Annotated in this window: 24 protein-coding genes and 1 riboswitch; of the genes, 5 read left to right on the top strand and 19 right to left on the bottom strand. The window is 43.0% G+C overall.

Features of this window, described 5'->3' with window-relative positions; all coding sequences use genetic code 11:
• Positions 1 to 100: 100 nt before the first annotated feature.
• From HT721_RS06550 to HT721_RS06490, 13 genes are all read right to left on the bottom strand, one after another.
• Complete coding sequence (locus tag HT721_RS06550; protein ID WP_173229353.1) at positions 101 to 868, bottom strand: acetyl-CoA carboxylase carboxyl transferase subunit alpha; 768 nt, start codon at positions 866 to 868, stop codon at positions 101 to 103.
• Complete coding sequence (gene accD / locus HT721_RS06545; protein WP_173229351.1) at positions 865 to 1,731, bottom strand: acetyl-CoA carboxylase, carboxyltransferase subunit beta; 867 nt, start codon at positions 1,729 to 1,731, stop codon at positions 865 to 867. Before accD ends, HT721_RS06550 begins: the two co-directional genes overlap by 4 nt.
• Positions 1,732 to 1,767: 36 nt before the next feature.
• Entirely contained in the window at positions 1,768 to 3,135 is a 1,368-nt protein-coding gene (accC, locus tag HT721_RS06540; protein WP_173229349.1) for an acetyl-CoA carboxylase biotin carboxylase subunit, read from the bottom strand.
• An 11-nt stretch (positions 3,136 to 3,146) separates the two neighbouring features.
• Positions 3,147 to 3,569 (bottom strand): 3-hydroxyacyl-ACP dehydratase FabZ, encoded by a 423-nt coding sequence (gene fabZ / locus HT721_RS06535; RefSeq protein WP_000565515.1) that lies wholly within the window; start codon positions 3,567 to 3,569, stop codon positions 3,147 to 3,149.
• The gene (accB, locus tag HT721_RS06530) at positions 3,566 to 4,051 is read right to left on the bottom strand and encodes an acetyl-CoA carboxylase biotin carboxyl carrier protein (RefSeq protein WP_173229347.1); all 486 of its coding nucleotides are present in this window, start codon (positions 4,049 to 4,051) and stop codon (positions 3,566 to 3,568) included. Before accB ends, fabZ begins: the two co-directional genes overlap by 4 nt.
• A gap of 2 nt (positions 4,052 to 4,053) precedes the next feature.
• Positions 4,054 to 5,289, bottom strand: a complete 1,236-nt coding sequence (gene fabF / locus HT721_RS06525; RefSeq protein ID WP_173229345.1) for a beta-ketoacyl-ACP synthase II — start codon at positions 5,287 to 5,289, stop codon at positions 4,054 to 4,056.
• A gap of 21 nt (positions 5,290 to 5,310) precedes the next feature.
• Positions 5,311 to 6,042: a 3-oxoacyl-[acyl-carrier-protein] reductase gene (fabG, locus tag HT721_RS06520; protein ID WP_173229343.1), complete on the bottom strand. Its 732-nt coding sequence runs from the start codon at positions 6,040 to 6,042 to the stop codon at positions 5,311 to 5,313.
• Between the two features lie 40 nt (positions 6,043 to 6,082).
• Positions 6,083 to 7,006 (bottom strand): ACP S-malonyltransferase, encoded by a 924-nt coding sequence (fabD, locus tag HT721_RS06515; RefSeq protein WP_173229341.1) that lies wholly within the window; start codon positions 7,004 to 7,006, stop codon positions 6,083 to 6,085.
• On the bottom strand, positions 6,999 to 7,973 hold the full coding sequence (fabK, locus tag HT721_RS06510) for an enoyl-[acyl-carrier-protein] reductase FabK (protein ID WP_112444397.1): 975 nt from the start codon (positions 7,971 to 7,973) through the stop codon (positions 6,999 to 7,001). The genes fabD and fabK overlap by 8 nt, the downstream gene beginning before the upstream one ends.
• Positions 7,974 to 8,090: 117 nt before the next feature.
• Positions 8,091 to 8,315: an acyl carrier protein gene (locus HT721_RS06505; RefSeq protein WP_000257838.1), complete on the bottom strand. Its 225-nt coding sequence runs from the start codon at positions 8,313 to 8,315 to the stop codon at positions 8,091 to 8,093.
• A 57-nt stretch (positions 8,316 to 8,372) separates the two neighbouring features.
• Positions 8,373 to 9,347, bottom strand: coding sequence for a beta-ketoacyl-ACP synthase III (locus HT721_RS06500; protein ID WP_173229339.1), 975 nt, complete (start codon positions 9,345 to 9,347; stop codon positions 8,373 to 8,375).
• Complete coding sequence (locus tag HT721_RS06495) at positions 9,347 to 9,781, bottom strand: MarR family transcriptional regulator (protein WP_000386353.1); 435 nt, start codon at positions 9,779 to 9,781, stop codon at positions 9,347 to 9,349. Before HT721_RS06495 ends, HT721_RS06500 begins: the two co-directional genes overlap by 1 nt.
• Before the next feature lie 93 nt (positions 9,782 to 9,874).
• Entirely contained in the window at positions 9,875 to 10,660 is a 786-nt protein-coding gene (locus tag HT721_RS06490) for an enoyl-CoA hydratase (protein WP_173229337.1), read from the bottom strand.
• Between the two features lie 299 nt (positions 10,661 to 10,959).
• Here HT721_RS06490 and HT721_RS06485 point away from each other — a divergent pair, with 299 nt between their 5' ends.
• From HT721_RS06485 to serS, 3 genes are all read left to right on the top strand, one after another.
• Positions 10,960 to 12,324, top strand: a complete 1,365-nt coding sequence (locus tag HT721_RS06485; RefSeq protein WP_173229335.1) for an aspartate kinase — start codon at positions 10,960 to 10,962, stop codon at positions 12,322 to 12,324.
• A 2-nt stretch (positions 12,325 to 12,326) separates the two neighbouring features.
• Complete coding sequence (locus tag HT721_RS06480; protein ID WP_000079358.1) at positions 12,327 to 12,698, top strand: DUF956 family protein; 372 nt, start codon at positions 12,327 to 12,329, stop codon at positions 12,696 to 12,698.
• A gap of 213 nt (positions 12,699 to 12,911) precedes the next feature.
• The gene (gene serS, locus HT721_RS06475; RefSeq protein ID WP_173229334.1) at positions 12,912 to 14,186 is read left to right on the top strand and encodes a serine--tRNA ligase; all 1,275 of its coding nucleotides are present in this window, start codon (positions 12,912 to 12,914) and stop codon (positions 14,184 to 14,186) included.
• A 24-nt stretch (positions 14,187 to 14,210) separates the two neighbouring features.
• On the opposite strand, the gene HT721_RS06470 is transcribed toward serS, so the two are convergent.
• The 6 genes from HT721_RS06470 to zapA form a co-directional block, all read right to left on the bottom strand.
• Positions 14,211 to 15,110 carry a TDT family transporter gene (locus HT721_RS06470; protein WP_173229331.1) on the bottom strand — a complete coding sequence of 300 codons (900 nt, stop codon included), beginning with the start codon at positions 15,108 to 15,110 and terminating at the stop codon, positions 14,211 to 14,213.
• 231 nt (positions 15,111 to 15,341) lie between these two features.
• Positions 15,342 to 15,890 carry a carboxymuconolactone decarboxylase family protein gene (locus HT721_RS06465; protein WP_000206767.1) on the bottom strand — a complete coding sequence of 183 codons (549 nt, stop codon included), beginning with the start codon at positions 15,888 to 15,890 and terminating at the stop codon, positions 15,342 to 15,344.
• 131 nt (positions 15,891 to 16,021) lie between these two features.
• Positions 16,022 to 17,344, bottom strand: coding sequence for a sodium:alanine symporter family protein (locus tag HT721_RS06460; protein WP_112444382.1), 1,323 nt, complete (start codon positions 17,342 to 17,344; stop codon positions 16,022 to 16,024).
• Positions 17,345 to 17,434: 90 nt separating this feature from the next.
• A riboswitch (glycine riboswitch) is annotated at positions 17,435 to 17,523 on the bottom strand.
• Between the two features lie 163 nt (positions 17,524 to 17,686).
• Positions 17,687 to 20,023: an endonuclease MutS2 gene (locus tag HT721_RS06455; RefSeq protein ID WP_173217959.1), complete on the bottom strand. Its 2,337-nt coding sequence runs from the start codon at positions 20,021 to 20,023 to the stop codon at positions 17,687 to 17,689.
• Between the two features lie 103 nt (positions 20,024 to 20,126).
• Positions 20,127 to 20,675, bottom strand: coding sequence for a CvpA family protein (locus HT721_RS06450; RefSeq protein ID WP_000624512.1), 549 nt, complete (start codon positions 20,673 to 20,675; stop codon positions 20,127 to 20,129).
• Positions 20,672 to 20,974, bottom strand: coding sequence for a cell division protein ZapA (zapA, locus tag HT721_RS06445; RefSeq protein ID WP_000002019.1), 303 nt, complete (start codon positions 20,972 to 20,974; stop codon positions 20,672 to 20,674). Before zapA ends, HT721_RS06450 begins: the two co-directional genes overlap by 4 nt.
• 86 nt (positions 20,975 to 21,060) lie before the next feature.
• Between zapA and rnhC the strand changes: the two genes are divergently transcribed.
• Both rnhC and lepB read left to right on the top strand, forming a co-directional pair.
• A complete protein-coding gene (rnhC, locus tag HT721_RS06440) occupies positions 21,061 to 21,942 on the top strand; it encodes a ribonuclease HIII (RefSeq protein WP_173217963.1) in 882 nt (293 codons plus the stop codon).
• A 3-nt stretch (positions 21,943 to 21,945) separates the two neighbouring features.
• A complete protein-coding gene (lepB, locus tag HT721_RS06435; RefSeq protein ID WP_001083986.1) occupies positions 21,946 to 22,560 on the top strand; it encodes a signal peptidase I in 615 nt (204 codons plus the stop codon).
• Positions 22,561 to 22,675 lie beyond the last annotated feature (115 nt).

The following is a 22,675-nucleotide window of genomic DNA, read 5'->3' as shown; positions in this document are numbered from 1 at the left end:
TTTGAGCAGCCTGCGGCTAGCTTGCTAGTTTGCTCTTTGATTTTCATTGAGTATAAGAAGCAATAAAAACTAGAACTGACTGCCAGTTCTAGTTTTTGTATTAGTATTTTCTAAATCGTTGATAACGTTCTTCCAACAGCTCTTCTAGCGGTTTTTGTGAAAGTCTAGCTAGCTCAGCTTGAAGTTCTCTTTTGACATTCTTAATCAGTTCCTTACTAGAAAGTCCTGCTTCAGAAATCACTTTATCCACCACGTCCATTTCTAATAACTCGTGTGAAGTGATTTTCATCAACTCTGCTGCTTCCATGGCACGACTGCCGTCCTTCCATAGAATGGAAGCAAAGCCTTCTGGACTGAGAATAGCATAGATAGAATTTTCCAGCATCCAGACACGGTCTGCGACTGCTAGAGCCAGAGCACCACCTGAACCACCTTCACCGATAATGATAGCGATAATAGGAACTCTCAGATCACTCATTTCCATGAGATTGCGAGCAATGGCTTCTCCCTGTCCACGTTCTTCCGCTCCCACACCAGGATAGGCACCTGCTGTATTGATAAAGGTCACAACTGGACGGCCAAATTTTTCAGCCTGTTTCATCAACCGTAGGGCCTTGCGGTAGCCTTCTGGATGCGGTTGACCAAAATTCCGCTTGAGGTTATCTTGTAAACTCTTGCCTTTTTGGATACCAACCACTGTTACAGCTTGATCTCCAAGCCAGCCGATACCACCAACAACTGCACCATCATCACGAAAAGAACGGTCACCATGTAATTGGATAAATTCATCAAAAATGCCTGTCGCAAAGTCCAAAGTTGTCAAGCGACTCTGCTCACGCGCTTCTCTGACTATTTTTGCAATATTCATCTGGGACCCCCTCCGTGCAATCTGACTAGACTAGCAATCGTATCTGGTAAGTCTCTTCTTTTGACAATAGCATCCACAAATCCATGCTCCAATAGGAATTCTGCCTTTTGGAACCCCTCAGGCAAGCTTTCACGAACCGTATTTTCAATGACACGACGCCCAGCAAAACCAACCAAGCTCTGTGGTTCAGCCAGAATGATATCGCCTTCCATAGCGAAAGAAGCTGTCACTCCACCTGTCGTTGGATCTGTCAAAATGGTCAGGTAAAAGAGACCAGCATTTGAATGGCGTTTAACCGCTGCAGAGATCTTAGCCATCTGCATGAGACTCATGATTCCTTCCTGCATACGGGCTCCACCAGAGGCTGTGAAGAGCACAACTGGCAATTTTTCAACACTCGCATACTCAAATAAGCGAGTGATTTTTTCCCCTACAACCGTACCCATAGAAGCCATGATAAAGTTGGAATCCATAATCCCAAGAGCCACAGTCTGACCTTTAATAAGAGCAGTTCCTGTCACAACAGCTTCATCCAGACCTGTTTTTTCACGCATGGTTGCTAGTTTCTTTTGATAACCAGGAAAATGCAAGGGATCCTTGCTTTCAATCCCTGTAAACAATTCCTTGAAGGTTCCCATATCAATCGTTAAAGCCAAGCGTTCTTGGGCAGAAATACGAAAGGTATAACTACAGTGCGGACAGATACGCTCACTTCCCAGATCCTTCTGGTAGATGGTATGCTTACAACCCGGACACTGGGAGAATAATTCATCTGGAACCTCTGGCTTGGCTTGAGGTTTTTCCCTAACCGAACGATTGGGATTGATTCGAATATACTTATCTTTTTTACTAAATAGAGCCATTGATTCCCCTTTTCGGTTTAAACTCTTGAAGTCATTTTATTCTTTTTCTTGATATTTAGGTAAGAAGGTTTCCATCAAGAAGGAAGTATCGTAATCTCCAGCAATGACATTGCGATCTGAAATGAGATCAAGCTGGAAATCTGCATTGGTCTGCACCCCTTCAATCTCTAATTCATAGAGGGCACGTTGCATTTTCATAAGTGCATCAAAACGATTTTCTCCATGAACGATGATTTTGGCAATCATACTATCATAATAGGGCGGAATAGTATAGCCTGGATAAACTGCTGAATCCACGCGCAAGCCAACTCCACCACTTGGAAGATAGAGATTGGTAATCTTACCTGGACTTGGAGCAAAGTTAAAGGCTGGATTTTCTGCATTGATACGACACTCGATGGCATGACCGCGTAGGACAATATCTTCTTGCTTAACAGACAGAGGTTGACCTGCCGCAATGCGAATTTGTTCCTTAACGATATCCACACCTGAAACAAACTCTGTTACTGGATGTTCTACTTGTACACGAGTATTCATCTCCATGAAATAGAAATTGCTACTTGCTTCATCAAGAAGAAACTCAATGGTCCCTGCATTCTCATAGCCAACAGACTCTGCAGCTCGAACAGCAGCAGAACCGATTTCATGACGCAGCGTTTTTCCGATTGCAATTGAAGGACTTTCTTCCAAAACCTTTTGATTATTTCGTTGAAGAGAACAATCCCGTTCACCCAAGTGAATCACATTCCCGTGCTCATCTCCTAGGATTTGAACCTCGATGTGACGAGCTGGATAGATGACCCGTTCTATGTACATAGCACCATTGCCATAATTGGCCTTAGCTTCACTAGAGGCAGTTTCAAAGGCTGAAACGAGGTCTTCTGGTTTTTCAACCTTACGAATCCCTTTACCACCTCCACCCGCTGAAGCCTTGAGCATAACAGGATAGCCAATTTTTTCAGCAACAATCAAAGCTTCTTCAGAGTTATGTACTTCTCCATCTGAACCTGGAATGACAGGCACTCCTGCTTTAATCATCTGAGCACGCGCATTGATCTTATCCCCCATCATATCCATAACATGGCCAGATGGACCGATAAACTTGATCCCTACCTCTTCACACATGGTCGCAAATTTGGAATTTTCACTGAGAAAGCCAAAACCAGGGTGAATAGCTTCTGCCTCAGTCAAGACTGCAGCTGATAGAACCGCATTGATATTGAGATAAGACTCTGTTGCCTTACCAGGGCCGATACAAACTGCTTCATCTGCTAAAAGAGTATGAAGGGCTTCCTTATCAGCAGTTGAATAGACTGCTACGGTCGCAATGCCCAATTCACGCGCCGCACGAATAATACGAACCGCAATTTCACCACGATTGGCAATTAAAATTTTTCGAAACATGGAGAACCTCCTTAGTTCCCAATTGCAAAGGTAAGAGTACCACTGGCCGCAAGCTTGCCATCCACTTCAGCCTTTGCTTCAACCACAGCAATCGTGCCACGACGTTTGACAAACGTTGCCGTCATAACCAATTGGTCGCCTGGTACAACTTGCTTCTTGAACTTAACCTTGTCCATACCAGCGTAAAAGACTAGTTTACCTTTATTTTCAGGTTTTGATAATTCCAAGACACCAGCTGTTTGCGCCAAGGCTTCCATGATCAGAACACCTGGCATAACTGGGTATTGAGGAAAGTGGCCGTTAAAGAAAGGCTCGTTAATGGTCACATTTTTGATAGCAACAATAGTATCCTCGCTCACTTCCAACACACGGTCCACTAGGAGCATAGGATAACGGTGGGGAAGGGCTTCTTTAATTCCTTGAATATCAATCATTTGATTCGTACCAATCCTTTACCAAACTCAACCATTTCTTCATTAGAAACGAGAATTTCCGTTACCACACCATCCTTAGGAGCTGGGATTTCATTCATGACTTTCATGGCTTCGATAATGACCAATGTTTGGCCTTTTTTAACACTATCACCAACTGTTACAAAGGCAGGTTTATCTGGACCAGCAGCCAAGTAAGCCACTCCAACAAGTGGGCTCTCTACAACATCTCCCTCAGCAGTCACACTTGTTTCAGCTGGAGCTGGAACTTCTTCTATTACAGTTTCTACTGAAGCAGATGTAGGAGCTACTGGACTTGGTGTTGCTAGAACGGGCGCTGGAGCGACTTGAGCTGCAACTTCAGGCACAGGTCTAGCTTCATTCTTGCTAAACTGCAACTCATCCGTCCCATTTTTATAAGAAAATTCTCTCAAACTTGACTGGTCAAATTGGGCCATCAAGTCTTTAATATCGTTTAAATTCATACTTATTTATTCTCCCAACGTTTGAAAGTAAGAACTGCATTGTGGCCACCAAAACCAAAGGTATTTGAAATAGCGTATGGAATTTCTTGCTCCAAGCCTTGTCCATAAACGACATTGGCTTCGATATAATCTGATACTTCGCTTGTTCCAGCTGTCATTGGTACAAAGTTATGACGCATAGCTTCGATTGTGACGATAGCTTCTACCGCACCTGCAGCACCCAGCAAATGTCCTGTGAATGATTTGGTTGATGATACAGGTACTTCCTTACCAAGAACAGCCACGATCGCACCACTTTCTCCTTTTTCATTAGCAGGAGTTGATGTTCCGTGAGCATTGACATAGGCTACTTGCTCTGGAGAAATCTCAGCTTCTTCCAAGGCTAGTTTGATGGCCTTGATAGCTCCCTGACCTTCTGGATGTGGTGAAGTCATGTGGTAGGCATCACAAGTATTTCCGTAACCAACTACTTCGGCAAGGATAGTTGCCCCACGTTTTTCAGCGTGTTCAAGGCTTTCAAGAACCAACATCCCTGAACCTTCTCCCATAACAAACCCATTGCGATCCTTATCAAATGGAATAGAAGCGCGAGCTGGATCCTCTGTAGTAGAGAGAGCTGTTAGGGCTTGGAAACCAGCAATAGCAAAAGGGGTAATAGAGGCTTCTGAACCACCTACCAACATAACATCTTGGAAACCAAACTTAATTGAGCGGAAAGCATCCCCAATCGCGTCATTTGATGAAGCGCAGGCAGTATTGATAGATTTACAAACACCGTTTGCTCCAAAACGCATAGCAACATTGCCTGAAGCCATATTTGGCAAAGCTTTTGGAAGGGTCAATGGTTTCACACGTTTTGGTCCTTTGTCATTTAGGCGGAGCACTTGATCTTCAATTTCTTTGATTCCACCAATACCAGAGGCAACGATAACACCAAAACGATCCTTGTCAAGAGCCTCTACATCTAAATTGGCATGATTAACGGCTTCTTGGGCTGCGTACAAGGCATACAAAGAATAGTTATCGAAACGATTGGTATCTTTCTTTACAAAGTATTTATCAAAAGGAAAATCTTGAATTTCTGCCGCATTATGCACATCAAAGTCACTGTGATCAAATTTTGTAATTTGACCAATTCCGATTTTTCCACTTGTCAAACTATTCCAAAATTCTTCTGGTGTATTTCCTATTGGAGATGTTACTCCATAACCTGTTACTACTACGCGATTTAGTTTCATCTTTTTTACCTCTAGCTTCTGCTACATACTGAGGCCGCCATCAATGGCAACCACTTGACCAGTTAGATAATCTTGGCCTGCTAAAAATACTGTTAAATCTGCAACCTGTTCTGCCTGCCCAAATTCTTTCATGGGAATTTGCGCTAGCATGGCATCTTTTACCTTGTCTGATAGAACAGCTGTCATATCGGACTCAATCATTCCGGGTGCAATAGCATTAACCCTGATATTGCGATTGGCCACTTCACGAGCCACAGACTTGGTAAAACCAATCAAACCAGCCTTAGAAGCTGCATAGTTAGCTTGACCAATATTTCCCATCAAACCAACAACACTAGACATATTGATGATAGCACCTTCTCTGGCTTTCATCATCGGTTTCAAGACTGATTGTGTCATGTTAAAGGCACCAGTCAGATTCACTTTAAGCACTTTTTCAAAATCTGCTTCTGTCATCTTGAGCATAAGGGTATCTTGGGTAATCCCTGCATTGTTGACCAAAACATCTACTGAACCCAGCTCTGCAATAGCTTGCTCAACCATACGCTTAGCATCTGCAAAATCCGACACATCCCCTGAAATGGGAACCACCTTGACACCATAGTCTGCAAACTCAGCTAGCAAGTCCTCTGAGATGACCCCACGACTGTTTAAGACAATGTTGGCTCCTGCTTGAGCAAACTTGTGGGCGATGGCAAGACCAATCCCACGACTCGAACCTGTAATAAAGATATTTTTATTTTTTAGTTGCATTCTTTTCTCCTGTTTCCTCTTGTATTTATGGGAGAAGGGATTACTCGTTTTCTAGCAAGGCTTCCAAACTCGCCTGATCTTCAACAGTGGCTAGTTTAGCCGTCTTATCAATTTTTTTAACAAAGCCTGACAAGACTTTCCCCGGTCCAATCTCGATAAAGTTGGTTACGCCTGCTTCTTGCATAACTGCAATACTTTCATAGAAGCGAACTGGCTCCTTGACCTGACGCGTCAAAAGTTGAGCAATGTCTTCTTTTTTCATAACTGTAGCTTCTGTATTGCCGACTAGGGGACAAGTAAAATCTGAAAAACTTCCCTGAGCTAGAGTTTCAGCTAGTTTTTGGCTAGCAGACTCAAGGAGAGCGGTATGAAAAGGACCTGACACCTTGAGAGGAATCAAGCGTTTGGCACCTGCTTCCTGCAAAAGTTCGACAGCTCGATCGACTGCAACCACTTCTCCACCAATCACGATTTGTGCAGGTGTATTATAGTTGGCTGGAGTAACTACTCCAAGTTCAGAAGCTTTTTGACAGGCTTCTTCAATGACCTCTACTGGTGTATTGAGAACTGCTACCATCTTACCAGATCCAGCAGGAGCCGCTTCTTCCATATAGGCGCCACGCTTAGCGACCAAGGCTACCGCATCTTCAAAATCTAAGGCGCCACTGGCCACCAAGGCAGAATATTCTCCAAGAGACAAACCAGCAACCATATCAGGCTGATAGCCCTTTTCTTGCAATAAACGATAGATAGCAACTGAAGTTGCTAAAATAGCTGGTTGCGTATAGCGGGTCTGATTGAGTTTTTCTTCTTCCGTATCAATGAGATGACGCAAATCATAATCAAGTACCTGACTCGCTTGATCAATCGTTTCTTTGACAATAGGGTAGTGATCATAGAGATCCCGTCCCATCCCTAGATACTGGGCACCTTGACCAGCAAATAAAAAGGCTGTTTTAGTCATTTCTTACAACTCCTGCCCAACGAGAGGCTTCTTCTTGAATTTTCTTAGCTGCTCCATAGTACAAATCTTTTAGGATTTCTTCAACGGTTTCTTCTTTGGAAACAAGCCCCGCAATTTGACCTGCCATAACAGACCCACCATCCACATCTCCGTGAACAACCGCTTTGGCTAGGGCACCTGCTCCCATTTGTTCAAAAATTTCTAAATCAGGATTTTCTTGTTTAAAGGCATCTTTTTCAGCTTTTTCAAAATCACGAGTCAATTGGTTTTTAATAGCTCGAACAGCATGGCCAAAGTGTTGAGCTGAAATCGTAGTATCAATATCTCTAGCTTTTAAAATCTTGGCCTTATAATTTGGATGGGCATTAGACTCTTTTGCAACGACAAAACGCGTTCCAACCTGAACAGCCTCTGCACCTAGCATAAAGCCAGCCGCAGCACCTTCACCATCCGCAATCCCTCCTGCCGCAATAACAGGAATAGATACAGCAGCAGCAACCTGGCGCACCAAGGTCATGGTTGTTAATTTACCGATATGCCCCCCAGCTTCCATTCCTTCTGCGATAACAGCGTCCGCACCAATTTTTTCCATTCGTTTAGCTAGGGCAACGCTTGGTACAACTGGAATAACCGTGATCCCAGCTTCATGGAAGCGTTCCATGTATTTTCCAGGATTTCCTGCGCCTGTTGTCACTACCTTAACACCTTCCTCGATAACGAGGTCTACAATATCTTCCACAAAGGGAGACAAGAGCATGATGTTGACACCGAAGGGTTTATCCGTTAACGATTTAATCTTGTCAATATTTGCCTTGACGACTTCTTTCGGGGCATTTCCTCCACCAATAATCCCTAGTCCTCCAGCCTTGGAAACAGCCCCTGCCAAATCACCATCAGCAACCCAAGCCATTCCTCCTTGGAAAATAGGATACTCAATGTTCAATAATTCTGTAATACGCGTTTTCATAGTGCCTCCATCGTTTCTTGCTTACGTAATAGTTCGATACCGTCATAATTTGACAATCAAACTATTGCCTAAACAAGAGGGAGCGGGTTTCCCTACTCCTTCTATCTTATATTCTGCTTATTTTGTTTGCTCTTCAACGTAAGCAACCAAGTCACCAACTGTTTTCAAGTCATCTTCTGCTTCGATTTGGATATCAAAAGCATCTTCGATTTCTGAGATTACTTGGAACAAGTCCAATGAATCTGCGTCCAAATCATCAAAAGTTGATTCAAGTGTTACTTCTGATGCGTCTTTTCCAAGTTCTTCAACGATAATTTCTTGTACTTTTTCAAATACTGCCATGATAGGACTCCTTTAAAATAAATAGTTTTTATAACAATGTGTTCACCACATGATTACCTAAATTGTAAGAATGAGCGTGCCCCAGGTCAAGCCTCCACCGAAGCCTGATAGCAGAACAGTCTGGCTACCATCTAAAGGGATGAGACCTTGTTCTACACACTCTGAAAGTAAAATCGGGATACTGGCTGCACTGGTATTGCCATATTCCATCATATTGGCTGGAAGTTTATCTCGGTTAACCCCGATTTTTCTAGCCATCTTATCCAAAATACGGTCATTAGCCTGATGAAGTAGCAGATAATCCAAGTCTGTCGCCTCTACAGGAGATTCCACAATGGTCTGCTTGATAGACTTGGCTACATCCCGAACAGCAAAATCAAAGACTGCGCGTCCATCCATCTTCAAAAATGAATCTGCATTTTCTTGATTTGAAAATGGAGAATGCAGGCCTGAATGCCCATAAGTTAGACACTCGCTGCGACTTCCATCGCTATTGAGGCTCTCAGCTAAGAAATGCTCTTGCTCGCTGGCTTCTAACAAGACGCCACCAGCACCATCTCCAAACAATACAGCTGTTGATCGGTCTGACCAATCGACTGCCTTAGAGAGGGTTTCACTACCAATCACCAAGCCTTTTTGAAAGCGACCAGAAGCGATAAACTTTTCAGCAGTTGAAAGAGCAAATACAAATCCACTGCAAGCCGCTGTTAGGTCAAAAGCAAAGGCCTTATTAGCACCAATATTAGCTTGGACACGAGCAGCTGTAGAGGGCATCATCGAATCTGGAGTAATGGTGGCTAGGATGATAAAATCCAGCTCTTCCCCTGTGATTCCAGCTTTTGTCATCAGTTTCTTAGCAACCTCTGTAGCCAAATCACTGGTAGATTCTGTTCTTGAAATATGCCTTTGTCGTATTCCCGTCCGACTTGAAATCCACTCATCATTGGTATCCATAATCTGAGCCAAGTCGTGATTTGTAACCACTTGCTCTGGCACATAATGAGCAACCTGGCTTATTTTTGCAAAAGCCATTATTTCAAATCCTCCAAAAATTGATAAAGATTGGTCAAACCTTTGCTCATAACATCAATTTCTTCCTTACTCATACCATCAATGATTTTTTCAACCATGGCCTTGTGGAAGCGTTTATGGAGCCTATGAACCAAGCGACCCTTCTTTGTCAAATGTAGATGCACCACACGACGATCCTGCTCTGAGCGAATGCGTTCAATGTAACCCTTGCGTTCGAGATTATTCAAACTAGTCGTAACTGTCCCAAGAGTCACCATCAACTCTTTTGACACTTGACTTGGTGTCACGTCTGGGAATTTCCCAATCACATCAATCGTATGCATTTCTTTGATGGAGATATCCTTGAAACGACTACCTCTCAAGCTCACTTCCTCAATGACAAGGACATTGTTAAATATAGATGTTAAATATTCATTAATTCGTTGGTAGTCCATTTTTCATATCCCTCCTTCTCAAAAAAACTTTTACAATCAAAACATTTGACAAGAGAATTATATCAAAGTTCAAAGAATGATGCAAGTATTTTTTTATTTTCCTGTAAATTTAGGCCGTCTTCTCTCCGAATGAGCCCGAACTCCCTCTTTGAAATCCTCTGTTTGAGCTAAGGATTCCTGTAGATTCAGTTCTAAAGTAGCGTAATCCTGCCAGTCTTTAAATTGGCTCTCCCAAACCAACTTCTTAATGGCAGCATAGGAATTACTTGAACCACGTCTTAATTTTTTAAGAAGCTGTTCTCTCGTCTTTTCAAGTTTATCAGCTTCGGAAACACGGTAAACTAGCCCCCACTCCAGAGCTTTTTCTGCGGTCAAAGCCTCTCCTGTCATAGCTAATTGAGCAGCACGCGTCACACCGATACTGCGGCTCAAGAGATGAATCCCACCTGCATCTGGAGCCAAGCCAACGCCAACAAAGGCTTGGATAAACTTAGCCTTATCCGTTGCAAGACAGAAATCTGCCGCAACAGCTATATTCGCTGCGGCACCTGCAACAGCACCGTCAACTTCCATTAAAACAGGTTTGGCTATTTGTTTGATTTTATAGGAAATCGTATTGACCAATTCTGCGATTTTTGTCAATGATGGAATATCATCCTCATCCACTGCTCGCTTCATCTCTACCAAATCTCCCCCAACTGAGAAGACTTTGCCATTGGCATTGATTAAGATAAAATGCACAGCTGGATTCTCTTCTACCAGAGTCAGCGCTTCTAAAATCTCCTCACACATAGGAATATGAAGGCCATTTGCAACCTCAGGACGGTTTAAAGTAATAATTGCCAAATCCTCTTCAAGCCGATAAATAATGTGTTCCATCAGGACTCCTTTTTAGTTTATAAGCAGTTTATACTCTTCGAAAATCTCTTCAAACCACATCAGCTTCGCCTTGCCGTAGGTATGGTTACTGACNNTGCTCTTTGATTTTCATTGATTGTTAAATCATTTTATTTTCAAAGTATATCTTTTTTAGGAACAGAAAGCAAGAAAAATTTGACTGAAAGTGTCTCAGCCGATTGGAAAGGCGCGCTTTAGGCTAGAAAACATCTTATTTTCCAGATTGAAAAAAGGCTTTCTTTCTGCTATAATCGTATAAAATACTTACTTTAGGAGTTCTTATGAAAGTTGTTAAATTTGGAGGTAGCTCTCTTGCCTCTGCTAGTCAATTAGAAAAAGTTTTAAACATCGTAAAAAGCGATCCAGAGCGTCGTTTTGTAGTTGTTTCTGCACCAGGAAAACGCAATGCTGAAGATACTAAGGTTACGGATGCCTTGATTAAATACTACCGCGACTATGTTGCTGGTAACGATATTAGCAAGAGCCAAAGCTGGATTATCGATCGCTATACCGCTATGGTTAGTGAACTAGGTCTTAAACCAGCTGTGCTAGAAAAAATTTCTAAAAGCATTCGTGCCTTGGCCACTCTTCCTATTGAAGAAAATGAATTTCTCTACGACACTTTCCTAGCAGCCGGTGAAAATAACAATGCTAAATTGATTGCTGCCTATTTTAACCAAAATGGTATTGATGCACGCTATGTGCACCCTCGAGAAGCTGGTATTGTGGTCACAAGTGAACCTGGTCACGCTCGCATCATTCCATCAAGTTATGACAAGATTGAAGAATTGACAAATGCAAATGAAGTCCTTGTCATTCCTGGTTTCTTTGGAGTTACCAAGGAAAATCAAATCTGTACCTTCTCACGTGGAGGCTCTGACATCACTGGTTCTATCATTGCTGCAGGGGTTAAGGCCGATCTCTATGAAAATTTTACGGATGTTGATGGTATCTTTGCAGCCCACCCTGGTATTATCCACCAACCACACTCGATTCCTGAGTTAACCTACCGTGAAATGCGTGAGTTGGCCTATGCAGGATTCTCAGTTCTTCATGACGAAGCTCTTCTTCCTGCCTACCGAGGAAAAATTCCTCTAGTTATCAAGAATACCAACAACCCTGACCATCCAGGTACTCGTATCGTTCTAAAACACAGTAGTGATGAATTTCCAGTTGTGGGAATTGCTGGTGACTCAGGCTTTGTCAGCATTAATATGTCTAAATACCTTATGAACCGTGAGGTTGGATTTGGACGCAAGGTTCTGCAAATCCTTGAAGATCTTAACATCGGTTGGGAACATATGCCAACCGGTATCGACGATCTTTCAATCATCCTCCGTTCTCGCGAACTAACTCCTATCAAGGAAGAAGAAATCCTGCGTCAGTTGGTTCAAAAGGCTGAAGTAGACCATGCAGAAATCGAACACGACCTTTCAATCATTATGATTGTTGGAGAAAAAATGAAGAGTCATATCGGAGTAACTGCTACTGTAACTCGCGCTTTATCTGAAAATAAGATCAACATCCAGATGATGTCTCAAGGTTCTAGTGAAGTTTCTATCATGTTTGTTGTCAATAAAGACCAAGAGAAAGCAGCTATCAAAGCCCTCTACAATGCCTTTTTCGGTGAAAGTAAGGAAGACTAATCATGGCCCAATCGCTTAATAAAACAGTGCTTCTCAGCACGACAGGCACTTCCTACCTCTCTATAGCTGGGAAAGTTGGGAAATTCCTTGTCGGAGATCAGGCCTTGGAATTTTACCCAGATGTCAATGTCGAACAATTTATCCAGATTCCTTGGAGCCATATCAATCAGATTGGAGCCAATGTCACTGGACGAAAAATCAGTCGCCACTTCGAAGTCTTTACAGACAAAGGAAAATTCCTCTTTGCTTCAAAAGACTCAGGTGCCATTCTCAAAATTGCACGCGAAAAGCTGGGAAATGACAAGGTCGTCAAACTTCCTACCCTGATTCAGACAATTAGCCAAAAATTTAAAAATCTATTTGCAAAAAAGTAGAAACTTTAGTATAATCATAGCAACGGATAAGTAGGTTATCTTCTTCTTTCAGAAAGTCTGCGGGTGCTGCGAGCAGATAGGAGGGATAGGTGAAATTCTACCGTTGGTAACAATTACATAAACAATCAAGTGCACACCTGTGAAGTTGGATGGAACCGTGGCCCTGCCACTCCAACGCTTTGTCAGGTGTGCTTTTTTCATAAAGGAGTTCTTATGTTAGATATCAAACGTATTCGTACAGACTTTGATGCTGTCGCAGAAAAATTGGCTACACGTGGTGTAGATGCTGCTGTCTTGAATGAGATGAAAGAAATCGATGCTAAGCGTCGTGACATCTTGGTCAAAGTTGAAACTCTCAAGGCAGAACGCAACACAGTTTCTGCTGAGATTGCCCAAGCTAAGCGCAACAAGGAAAATGCAGATGACAAGATTGCTGCCATGCAAACTCTATCTGCTGAGGTCAAAGCCTTGGATGCTGAATTGGCAGACATCGATGCTAAATTGACAGAATTTACAACGACTCTTCCTAACATCCCAGCTGACAGTGTTCCTGTTGGGGCTGATGAAGATGACAATGTGGAAGTTCGCCGTTGGGGGACTCCACGCGAGTTTGACTTCGAACCTAAAGCTCACTGGGATCTTGGTGAAGACCTTGGCATCCTTGACTGGGAACGCGGTGGTAAGGTAACAGGAGCTCGCTTCCTCTTCTATAAAGGCCTCGGTGCTCGTTTGGAACGTGCTATCTACAACTTTATGTTGGATGAGCATGGAAAGGAAGGCTATACGGAAGTCATCACGCCTTACATGGTTAACCATGACTCTATGTTTGGTACTGGTCAATATCCAAAATTCAAGGAAGACACTTTTGAACTCAGCGACAGCAATTATGTCCTTATTCCTACAGCTGAAGTTCCTCTGACAAACTACTACCGTGATGAAATTCTTGACGGTAAAGACCTGCCAATCTACTTCACTGCTATGAGCCCATCATTCCGTTCTGAGGCTGGTTCAGCTGGCCGTGATACTCGTGGCTTGATTCGTTTGCACCAATTCCACAAAGTTGAAATGGTTAAATTTGCCAAGCCAGAAGAATCTTACGAAGAATTGGAAAAAATGACAGCCAACGCTGAAAATATCCTTCAAAAACTCAACCTTCCATACCGTGTCGTTGCTCTCTCTACTGGAGATATGGGCTTCTCAGCTGCCAAAACTTACGACTTAGAAGTTTGGATTCCTGCACAAAATACCTACCGTGAAATCTCAAGCTGTTCAAACACAGAAGATTTCCAAGCCCGTCGTGCCCAAATCCGTTACCGTGATGAAGCAGATGGCAAAGTTAAATTGCTCCATACCTTGAACGGTTCTGGACTTGCAGTTGGACGTACAGTGGCTGCTATTCTTGAAAACTATCAAAATGAAGATGGATCTGTGACCATCCCTGAAGTTCTTCGTCCATACATGGGTGGAGCTGAAGTTATCAAACCATAAAAAATAAGGTTTAGCTATTTCTAGCTAGACCTTTTTTCGTAACCAAATCAGATAAGCGCCTAATACAAAGAATAAAATAGTGAGGCAAATAACGGTTTCAGCCACTACCAGATAATCCAGAAATGGAAGTTTCAAGATTCCCTGAGCCATCTTAAGCGAAGTAGCTGTGATAATGGTTGGGAAGGTGAGTGCTGAGAAGGCTGGTTGAAAACCTTGTTTTAAAATATTGGGCAGGCGAGTCAAAACAAAGAAAAAGAAAGATTGAGAAGACAAGATCATGACAATCAAGAGCCAAGTCGGTAGACTGGCTCCTCCAACTCGAACTAGAGAAGCCAAGAGTAGAGAGAAGGGAGCGCAATAGATTCCTTCTTGTCCAAGCAAGGCTAGTGGGAGTGGATGTTTCTTTAAATCGCTATAAATAAGGGGATAGAGATAGAAGGTCAAGAGAAAACCAAAACTCAAGGTCGCATAGGCAATTTCGATGATGCCTACCAGAGGATAGGTCAAGGCAGCCACCGCTATCCCCACATAGAGAACCGTCCAGCTAGGAGTCGCATGAACCCTACGACCTGGACAGGCAAACTTGATGGTGAAATCAGCAATCAAGGCCAAGTCCAAGAAAAATGAAAACCACCAGAGCCCTTGCGCTACCAAAGGAAGATGAGGGAATACGCGAAAGACATAAGTTGATAAAATCATCCCAGCCATGGGAAAGGTTGCCATCCCTGATAAAAGAGGGGGCTTGGTCAATTCTTGCTTGGTTTCCTTCCAATTAAAGAGATGAAGAATCAGAAAGTAAATCCACAAAATCAAACCTGTCAGACTCAACAGATGGGACAGAACCGGCAACGTATCTAAAATAAGATTTCCAGCTCCTGCCAAACCTAGCAAACAACCTGAAAATACTAAGGGGAGTTTTTTCATCCTAACCTCCAATAATCATGTTAGTTTCAGTATATCATAAAAGTGCTTAAATGAGGACTTAATACTCATCGAAAATCTCTTCAAACCACGTCAGCTTCTATCTGCAACCTCAAAACACTGTTTTGAGCAACCTGCGGTTAGCCTCCTAGTTTGCTCTTTGACTTTCATTGAGTATTAAAAAAAAAAAAACGAAGTCCGATTATTTCAGACTTCATTTTACTCAGATATGAATTAAGCATAAGGTTGCAATTCTGGGTTAATTGGGGTATTAGCTAGATTGTTGGCATAGTTACAGAGGCTTGCTAGACTGACACCAAGAACCACATCCAAGGCATTTTGTTGGCTATAACCAGCTTCTAAAAACTCAGCTAAGGCTTCATCTCCTACACGACCCTTGGTATTGATAACTGCCAAGGTAAACTTAGCTAGGGTGTCCAATTTAGGATCTGTTTCAATTGGAGTACGATTGCGAAGGGCTTGAAGCAGATCATCATTCATCTGGATTTGTTTGATTGAAAAGGCTGTGTGACCTGCAACACAGAAGGCACAACCATTGGTCACGGCTGCCGTGATTTGCACGACTTCGCGCTCAACGGGTGTCAGGCTATTGCGACGGTTGATAGCTCCGACAGTACGATAAGCCTCTAAAGCAGTCGGTGCATTAGCCAAGAGACCGATTAGGTTGGGAATATAGCCATTGTTATCTTTTTCTACTGTTTCAAGAACCTCTTTCACTTCTGCTGGCGCTGATTCTACTGTATGAATTGTAAATGTTGTCATCATAAAACCTCTTTTCATGTTGTTGAAATCTAGTCTATCACAGATTCTATACCTTGTATAATATATATTTTAAATTACACTGATAGAAATTTTTTATGAAAGCAAAAAATCACACGCGGTGTGTGATTCCATTATTTATCAAAATACTTTTTAGTTTCAGCAATAACGACTGGCGACAAGACCAAGAGGGCAATCAAGTTTGGCAGAGCCATCAAGGCGTTGACAATATCTGCGATAATCCAAACCATATCCAACTCGATAAATCCTCCCAGCAAGACCATGAGCACAAAAACCACACGGTAGAGCCAGATAAAGCGAACCCCAAAGAGGAACTCAAAACAGCGTTCTCCATAGTAGTTCCAACCTAGAATCGTTGTAAAGGCAAAGAGAACAAGGAAGATGGTTAAGAGGGCAGGTCCAAAGTGTGAAAAGACTGTTGAGAAGGCTGACTGAGTCAAAGCCACTCCATTCAAGTCACCACTCCAAACACCAGTTACCAAGATGGTCAAACCAGTCAGAGTACAGATAATGAGGGTGTCAATAAAGGTTCCTGTCATGGAAATCAAACCTTGCTCTACTGGTTCATTTGTCTTAGCCGCAGCAGCTGCAATGGGAGCAGAACCCAGACCAGATTCATTTGAGAACACACCACGCGCCACACCATTTTGAATAGCCATCCGAACGCTAGCACCAGCAAATCCACCTACCGCAGCAAGGGGATTAAAAGCTGAGGTAAAGACTAAAGCAATTGTAGAAGGAATTTTCCCGATATTAAAGAAAATAACTGTAAGAGTTCCTAAGATATAAATGATAGCCATAAAAGGCACAACAGTAGTTGAAACCTTTGAAATGGACTTGAGTCCGCCAAAGACTGCAATCGCTACAAAGACAGACAAGACGAGAGCAGTGATAGCTGGCGAAATAGTCGTTGTATTCTGGATAGATTCTGTAATCGAGTTAACTTGAGTGAAGGTTCCGATTCCCAAGAGAGCAACCAGTACTCCTGCTACTGCAAACAAAACAGCAAGTGGACGCCACTTTTTTCCCATCCCTAGAAGGATATAATGCATGGGACCTCCCGCTACTGCACCATGGTCGTCCTTGGTGCGGTATTTGATGGCCAAGAGTCCTTCCGCATACTTGGTAGCCATTCCAAAGAAAGCCGCCATCCACATCCAAAAGAGGGCTCCAGGCCCCCCCACCTTGATAGCCGTCGCAACCCCTATGATATTCCCTGTTCCAACGGTTGATGCCAAGGCTGTACACAGAGCTGCAAAACTGGATACATCCCCATGTCCCTTATCCTGGATAAAAATAAGCTGAAAGGCCTTGGGCAGACGCAAAACCTGCAAGAGTCCTAGCCGAATAGTTAGGTAAAGCCCTGTTCCGACCAATAAAATCAAGAGGGGCGGTCCCCAAGCAAAAGCATCGATTGATTTAAGCAATTCTAACATTTCCTTCTCCTATCTTTTCAACCCCAAAAGAAAGAGCACATGCAAGATACATGTACTCTGGAATGCTTAGATAAATGCTAAAAAGCGGTCTATCCTAGCTCTGTCCTTTTACCTGAGAGTTTGAGCAGTTGCCTGCCTTGCCCCTTCGGTGCCTTTACGGTCTCTCCAGAGTTCCGTCCATTTACAGTCATGGAAAATCAAACGATTCCCCACTTCTATTAAACTTCATTCGGTGTTGGTATTTAATTGATTCTTATTTTACAAAAAATGTTGGCTTTTGTCAATGTGTTTATTAGTAAAAATTAGTTCAACAGTTTTTACTTTATAAAGTCCAGAATACTGCTATCCTTTAAAAGTGACAATAGTTGCGCCACTCCCTCCAGCATTTTGTGGGGCATAGCCGAAACTCTTGACATGTTTGTTTCTTTGTAGGTATTTGGTGACACCTTCACGGATGACACCTGTTCCAATACCATGAATGATATCAACTTGAGCCATATTATTAAGCAAGGCTTGGTCGATAAAGGCATCTAGCTCATTCATGGCCTCTTCATAACGTTTGCCTCGAAGGTCCAGTCTGGCTTGTGGGCCACGACCAGAAGTTCGTTTCACGACATTGACCTGTTTCTTCTTGACTTGCTTTTCTTGCTGGGCTTGAACAAGGTCAAACTCTTTCTCTTCCAAGGTCATCTTAATCAAGCCAACTTGGGCTTCCCAACGGCCATCCTTAAGTTGACTGGTCAGGGTACCACGCTGTCCATAACTGAGAACAACGATATCATCTCCCACCTTTGGAGCACGTTTTTTCTTGGCCTTTTGAAGGACCTTGTTTTTAGACAAGTCCACTTTTTCAGGAGCCAATTTTTTCAGCTTGGCCTTGGCTTCAATGATTTCATGAGGTTTGAGCTGGGACTTACTGTGGAGATTTTTGAGAATCTGGTCACTCTCACTGAGGGCCATGGCCACAATCTCAGCAGCCTGTTCACGCGCCTTATTAAGCTCGGTTTCCTTTTCACGATTGAGTTCATTGTAGAGTTTTTTTAGCGCACGATTCATCTTGAGATTTTCTTGCTCCACCTCACGGATATTGTCCAAGCGTTTGCGACTCTCTAACGTCTGCTCTTCCAGTTGCTCAATAATCCGATTGACATCATTGTCCTGATCGACCTGCTGGCTTGCCTCCCCTACAATAACTTCAGATAAGCCTAAACGTTTAGCAATTTCAAAGGCATTGCTTCGGCCAGGAACTCCCTGCATAAAGCGATAGGTCGGGCGTAGAGTTGCAGTATTAAACTCCATGCTGGCATTTTGCACAAAGGCTGTCTCAATACCGTAGGCCTTGAGTTCCGGATAGTGGGTAGTCGCCATAGTCTTGACTTGACGCAGGCGAAGGTCCTCCAGAATAGCCATGGCAAGGGCGGCTCCCTCTTGGGGATCTGTACCAGCCCCCAACTCATCCAAGAGCAAGAGCGAATGCTGGTTGACCTTACCAAGAATATCCACAATATTGGTCATGTGGCTAGAGAAGGTAGACAAGCTCTGTTCAATAGACTGCTCATCGCCAATATCGGCAAAGATTTCTTCAAAAATACCAACACGACTTCCCTTATCTGCTAAAATCGGCAAACCCGACTGAGCCATAACCTGCGTCAATCCCAGAGTTTTAAGCATGATGGTCTTCCCGCCCGTATTGGGACCTGTAATGACAATGGCTGTTAAATCTTGGCCAAAATGGACATCATTTGCGACGGCATTTTTGACCAAAGGATGACAGACATGGAGCAGTTGAATCTCTTGATTTTCTGACAGCTGAGGAACGACTGCTTGCCTTTCTTGGATAAAGCGTACCTTGGCACGAATCAAGTCCAGATGGCCGATAATCCAAGCGTCATTAGCAATCTCAGCCGCATGAGGTCGGACACGCTCAGAAATTTCTTGAAGAATTCGAAGCATTTCATAGCGCTCATCTGCTCGCAGACTAGCAATTTCCTCGCTCAGTTTGACCACCTCACGGGGTTCGATATAGACGGTGTTTCCGCTGGCAGAAATATCATGAACAACACCTGCAATCTTATTGCGGTAGGTATTTTTAACTGGTAAAACCTGACGGCCATTTCTGCTGGCAACGATTCCTTCCGTCAACATCTGCGACTTTTGCTTGAGCAAATCTTGCAAGACATCGCGTACCTGACTCTCACTATCATGGATTTTTCGACGGATGCGCGCCAATTCTTCACTGGCAAAATTTTCAATAAAACCTGCATCATTAAAGGCTTGGAGATTTCCTTGTAATTGCGGAAAATCGTGTAATTTCTCAAACCAAAGGGCTAACTCTTCCAAGCTGACATTTTCCAGATTGGCATAAAAACTTTGCAGTTCTCGGCTAGCAAGAAGCACGCGCTTCAAGAGGAGGAACTCCTCGATATTGAGATCTGCCCCCATCTCCAACCGCTTGCAGACTCCTGCGATTTCCTTAATTGCGAGAATGGTAAAATGCGGTTGCTCGATAAAGAGAGCCTGCATTTCCTTCATCTCAGCAAAAGCCTGTTTAATTTTATCTGCCTTAGCAGTCGGAGCCAGCTGTCTCAATTGCTCCAAGCCCTGCTCGGTCAACAAATGGGGTTCAAACAAAGCCTTGACCTTATTGAACTCTAATGTTTCTAATATTTTCTTATTCATCTTTATTTCCTTGTCTTTGAATGTCTAGGTGTGGTAGCTTTTTATATTCTGATAGATTCGAGTCAAATCTGTAAACAAAGGGCTAGGAAAACTCCTGCCCTTTTTATCCGATTAAATTTGTCACCCAGATTTGTTTGAGCCAACTAGTTGTTACTGGTATGCTCTGGATGATGTGTTTTGCGACGATACTCTTTTCAAGAGGATTTTGTATAGCTGCCATGGGAATGGTTGCTAGTATGGTCAAGGCCATTTGCAAGACAAATAAGGTCACCAACATGGACAAGATCCCTGCTGAAACTTGGAACAACTTGCCACCCAGTTTTTTACTAGGAATTAAGTGTAACAAGAGACCAAGTAAACGACCGATGCTATAGACAATCCCAAATACAAGCAAGTAGCCGATACCTGCGTAAAAGACCTTATCCAACTGGAAAAGTTGATCCGATGGGAAAAAGAAAGTTCCCTGACCTTCCTGCGGATTTGCATAAGGGAGCAGCAAATGAAATTGCTCTCCAATTCCCTTGTAAAACTGGCCGGCCACAAAAGCCGATGCCATGGCTGAAATCAGGTAATAAACCTGTAAGAGCAGGCCTCTCCGATAGCCGATATAAAATCCCCAAGCCAAGACCAATAGAAGAAGGAGTGAAATCATAAGGAATCCTCAATCTTGCTCTGTTCTTGCTTGCAAGTCACAAGCTTGTGACGGAGTTCTTCTAATTCTTGCTCCTTATCATCAAATTCAATCTCACGGCTGAGCTGAGTTGATAAACAGTTGACTGCCAACAAAAGAGCGATTGTTTCATCGTCTGCACTAGGCATTTGTTCTTTAATTGCTTGGTATTTTTCTGTCGCAACCTTGGCGATTTCCTCCATAAAAAGGTTATCATGCTCGCTTGTCAAAGTTAATGATTTTTTCCCGAATGTAAATTTGAATCGATTTAGATTTGCCATAAAATTCACCTCACGATATTATACCAAAATTCGCTAATTTTGTCAGTTTTTACAAATTTGCCTGCTTTTATGGTACAATAGAAACTATGGCAAGTATAACACTCACACCAAGTGAAAAGGAGATTCAGGCTTTTCTTGAACACTATCAAACCAGTCTGGCTCCCAGCAAGAATCCCTATATCCGCTACTTTTTGAGGCTACCCCAAGCAACGGTTTCTATCTATACTTCTGGAAAGGTCTTACTTCAGGGTGAAGGGGCTGAGAAATACGCTCGTTTCTTTGGCTATCAAGCTGTAGAGCAAACCAGCGGACAAAATCTCCCTTTGATTGGGACAGATGAGGTAGGAAATGGTTCCTACTTTGGTGGACTTGCAGTTGTGGCTTCCTTTGTCACACCTGACCAGCATACCTTCTTGCGAAAACTCGGTGTAGGGGATTCCAAGACTCTGACCGACCTAAAAATCCGTCAGATTGCCCCTATCCTCAAAGAAAAAATCCAGCACCAGGCACTGCTTCTCTCACCAAGCAAGTACAACGAGGTCATCGGAGACCGCTACAATGCTGTTTCGGTTAAGGTTGCCCTCCATAATCAGGCTATCTATCTCCTCCTTCAAAAAGGCATCCAGCCCGAGAAAATTGTGATTGACGCCTTTACCAGTGCTAAAAATTATGACAAGTACTTGGCGCAAGAGGCCAATCGTTTCAGCAATCCTATTAGCCTAGAAGAAAAGGCCGAGGGCAAATACTTGGCCGTCGCAGTTTCTTCTATCATTGCGCGTGATCTCTTTCTAGAAAATCTTGAAAATCTGGGACGAGAACTGGGCTATCAACTTCCAAGTGGAGCTGGAACGGCTTCTGACAAGGTGGCTAGCCAGATTTTACAAGCCTATGGTATGCAGGGACTAAATTTCTGCGCCAAACTGCACTTTAAAAATACTGAAAAAGCGAAAAAACGCTTAGAAAGGTAAGTTATGAATTCATTTAAAAATTTCCTAAAAGAGTGGGGATTGTTCCTCCTGATTCTGTCATTACTAGCTTTAAGTCGTATCTTTTTTTGGAGCAATGTCCGCGTAGAAGGGCATTCCATGGATCCAACCCTAGCGGATGGCGAAATCCTCTTTGTTGTCAAACACCTCCCTATTGACCGTTTTGATATCGTGGTTGCCCATGAGGAAGATGGCAATAAGGACATCGTCAAGCGCGTAATTGGAATGCCTGGCGATACTATCCGTTACGAGAACGATAAACTTTACATCAATGATAAAGAAACGGACGAACCTTACCTAGCTGACTACATCAAACGTTTCAAGGATGATAAACTCCAAAGCACCTACTCAGGCAAGGGCTTTGAAGGAAATAAAGGAACTTTCTTTAGAAGTATCGCTCAAAAAGCCCAAGCCTTCACAGTCGATGTCAACTACAATACCAACTTTAGCTTCACTGTTCCAGAAGGAGAATACCTTCTCCTCGGAGATGACCGCTTGGTTTCTAGCGACAGCCGCCACGTAGGTACCTTCAAAGCAAAAGATATCACAGGGGAAGCTAAATTCCGCTTCTGGCCAATCACCCGTATCGGAACATTTTAAGAAACCTAAGAGGCCGAGAATCCCCAATCTCAGCCTCTTCTTCTATCGTGAGAATATGATTATTCACTATCCAGTTTGATTAAGATAGAAACAAAGTTATACTCAATGAAAATCA

This window comes from Streptococcus sp. 4094 (assembly GCF_013277125.1).
Lineage (GTDB): Bacteria > Bacillota > Bacilli > Lactobacillales > Streptococcaceae > Streptococcus.
This window is presented reverse-complemented; position numbering and strand designations above follow the sequence as displayed.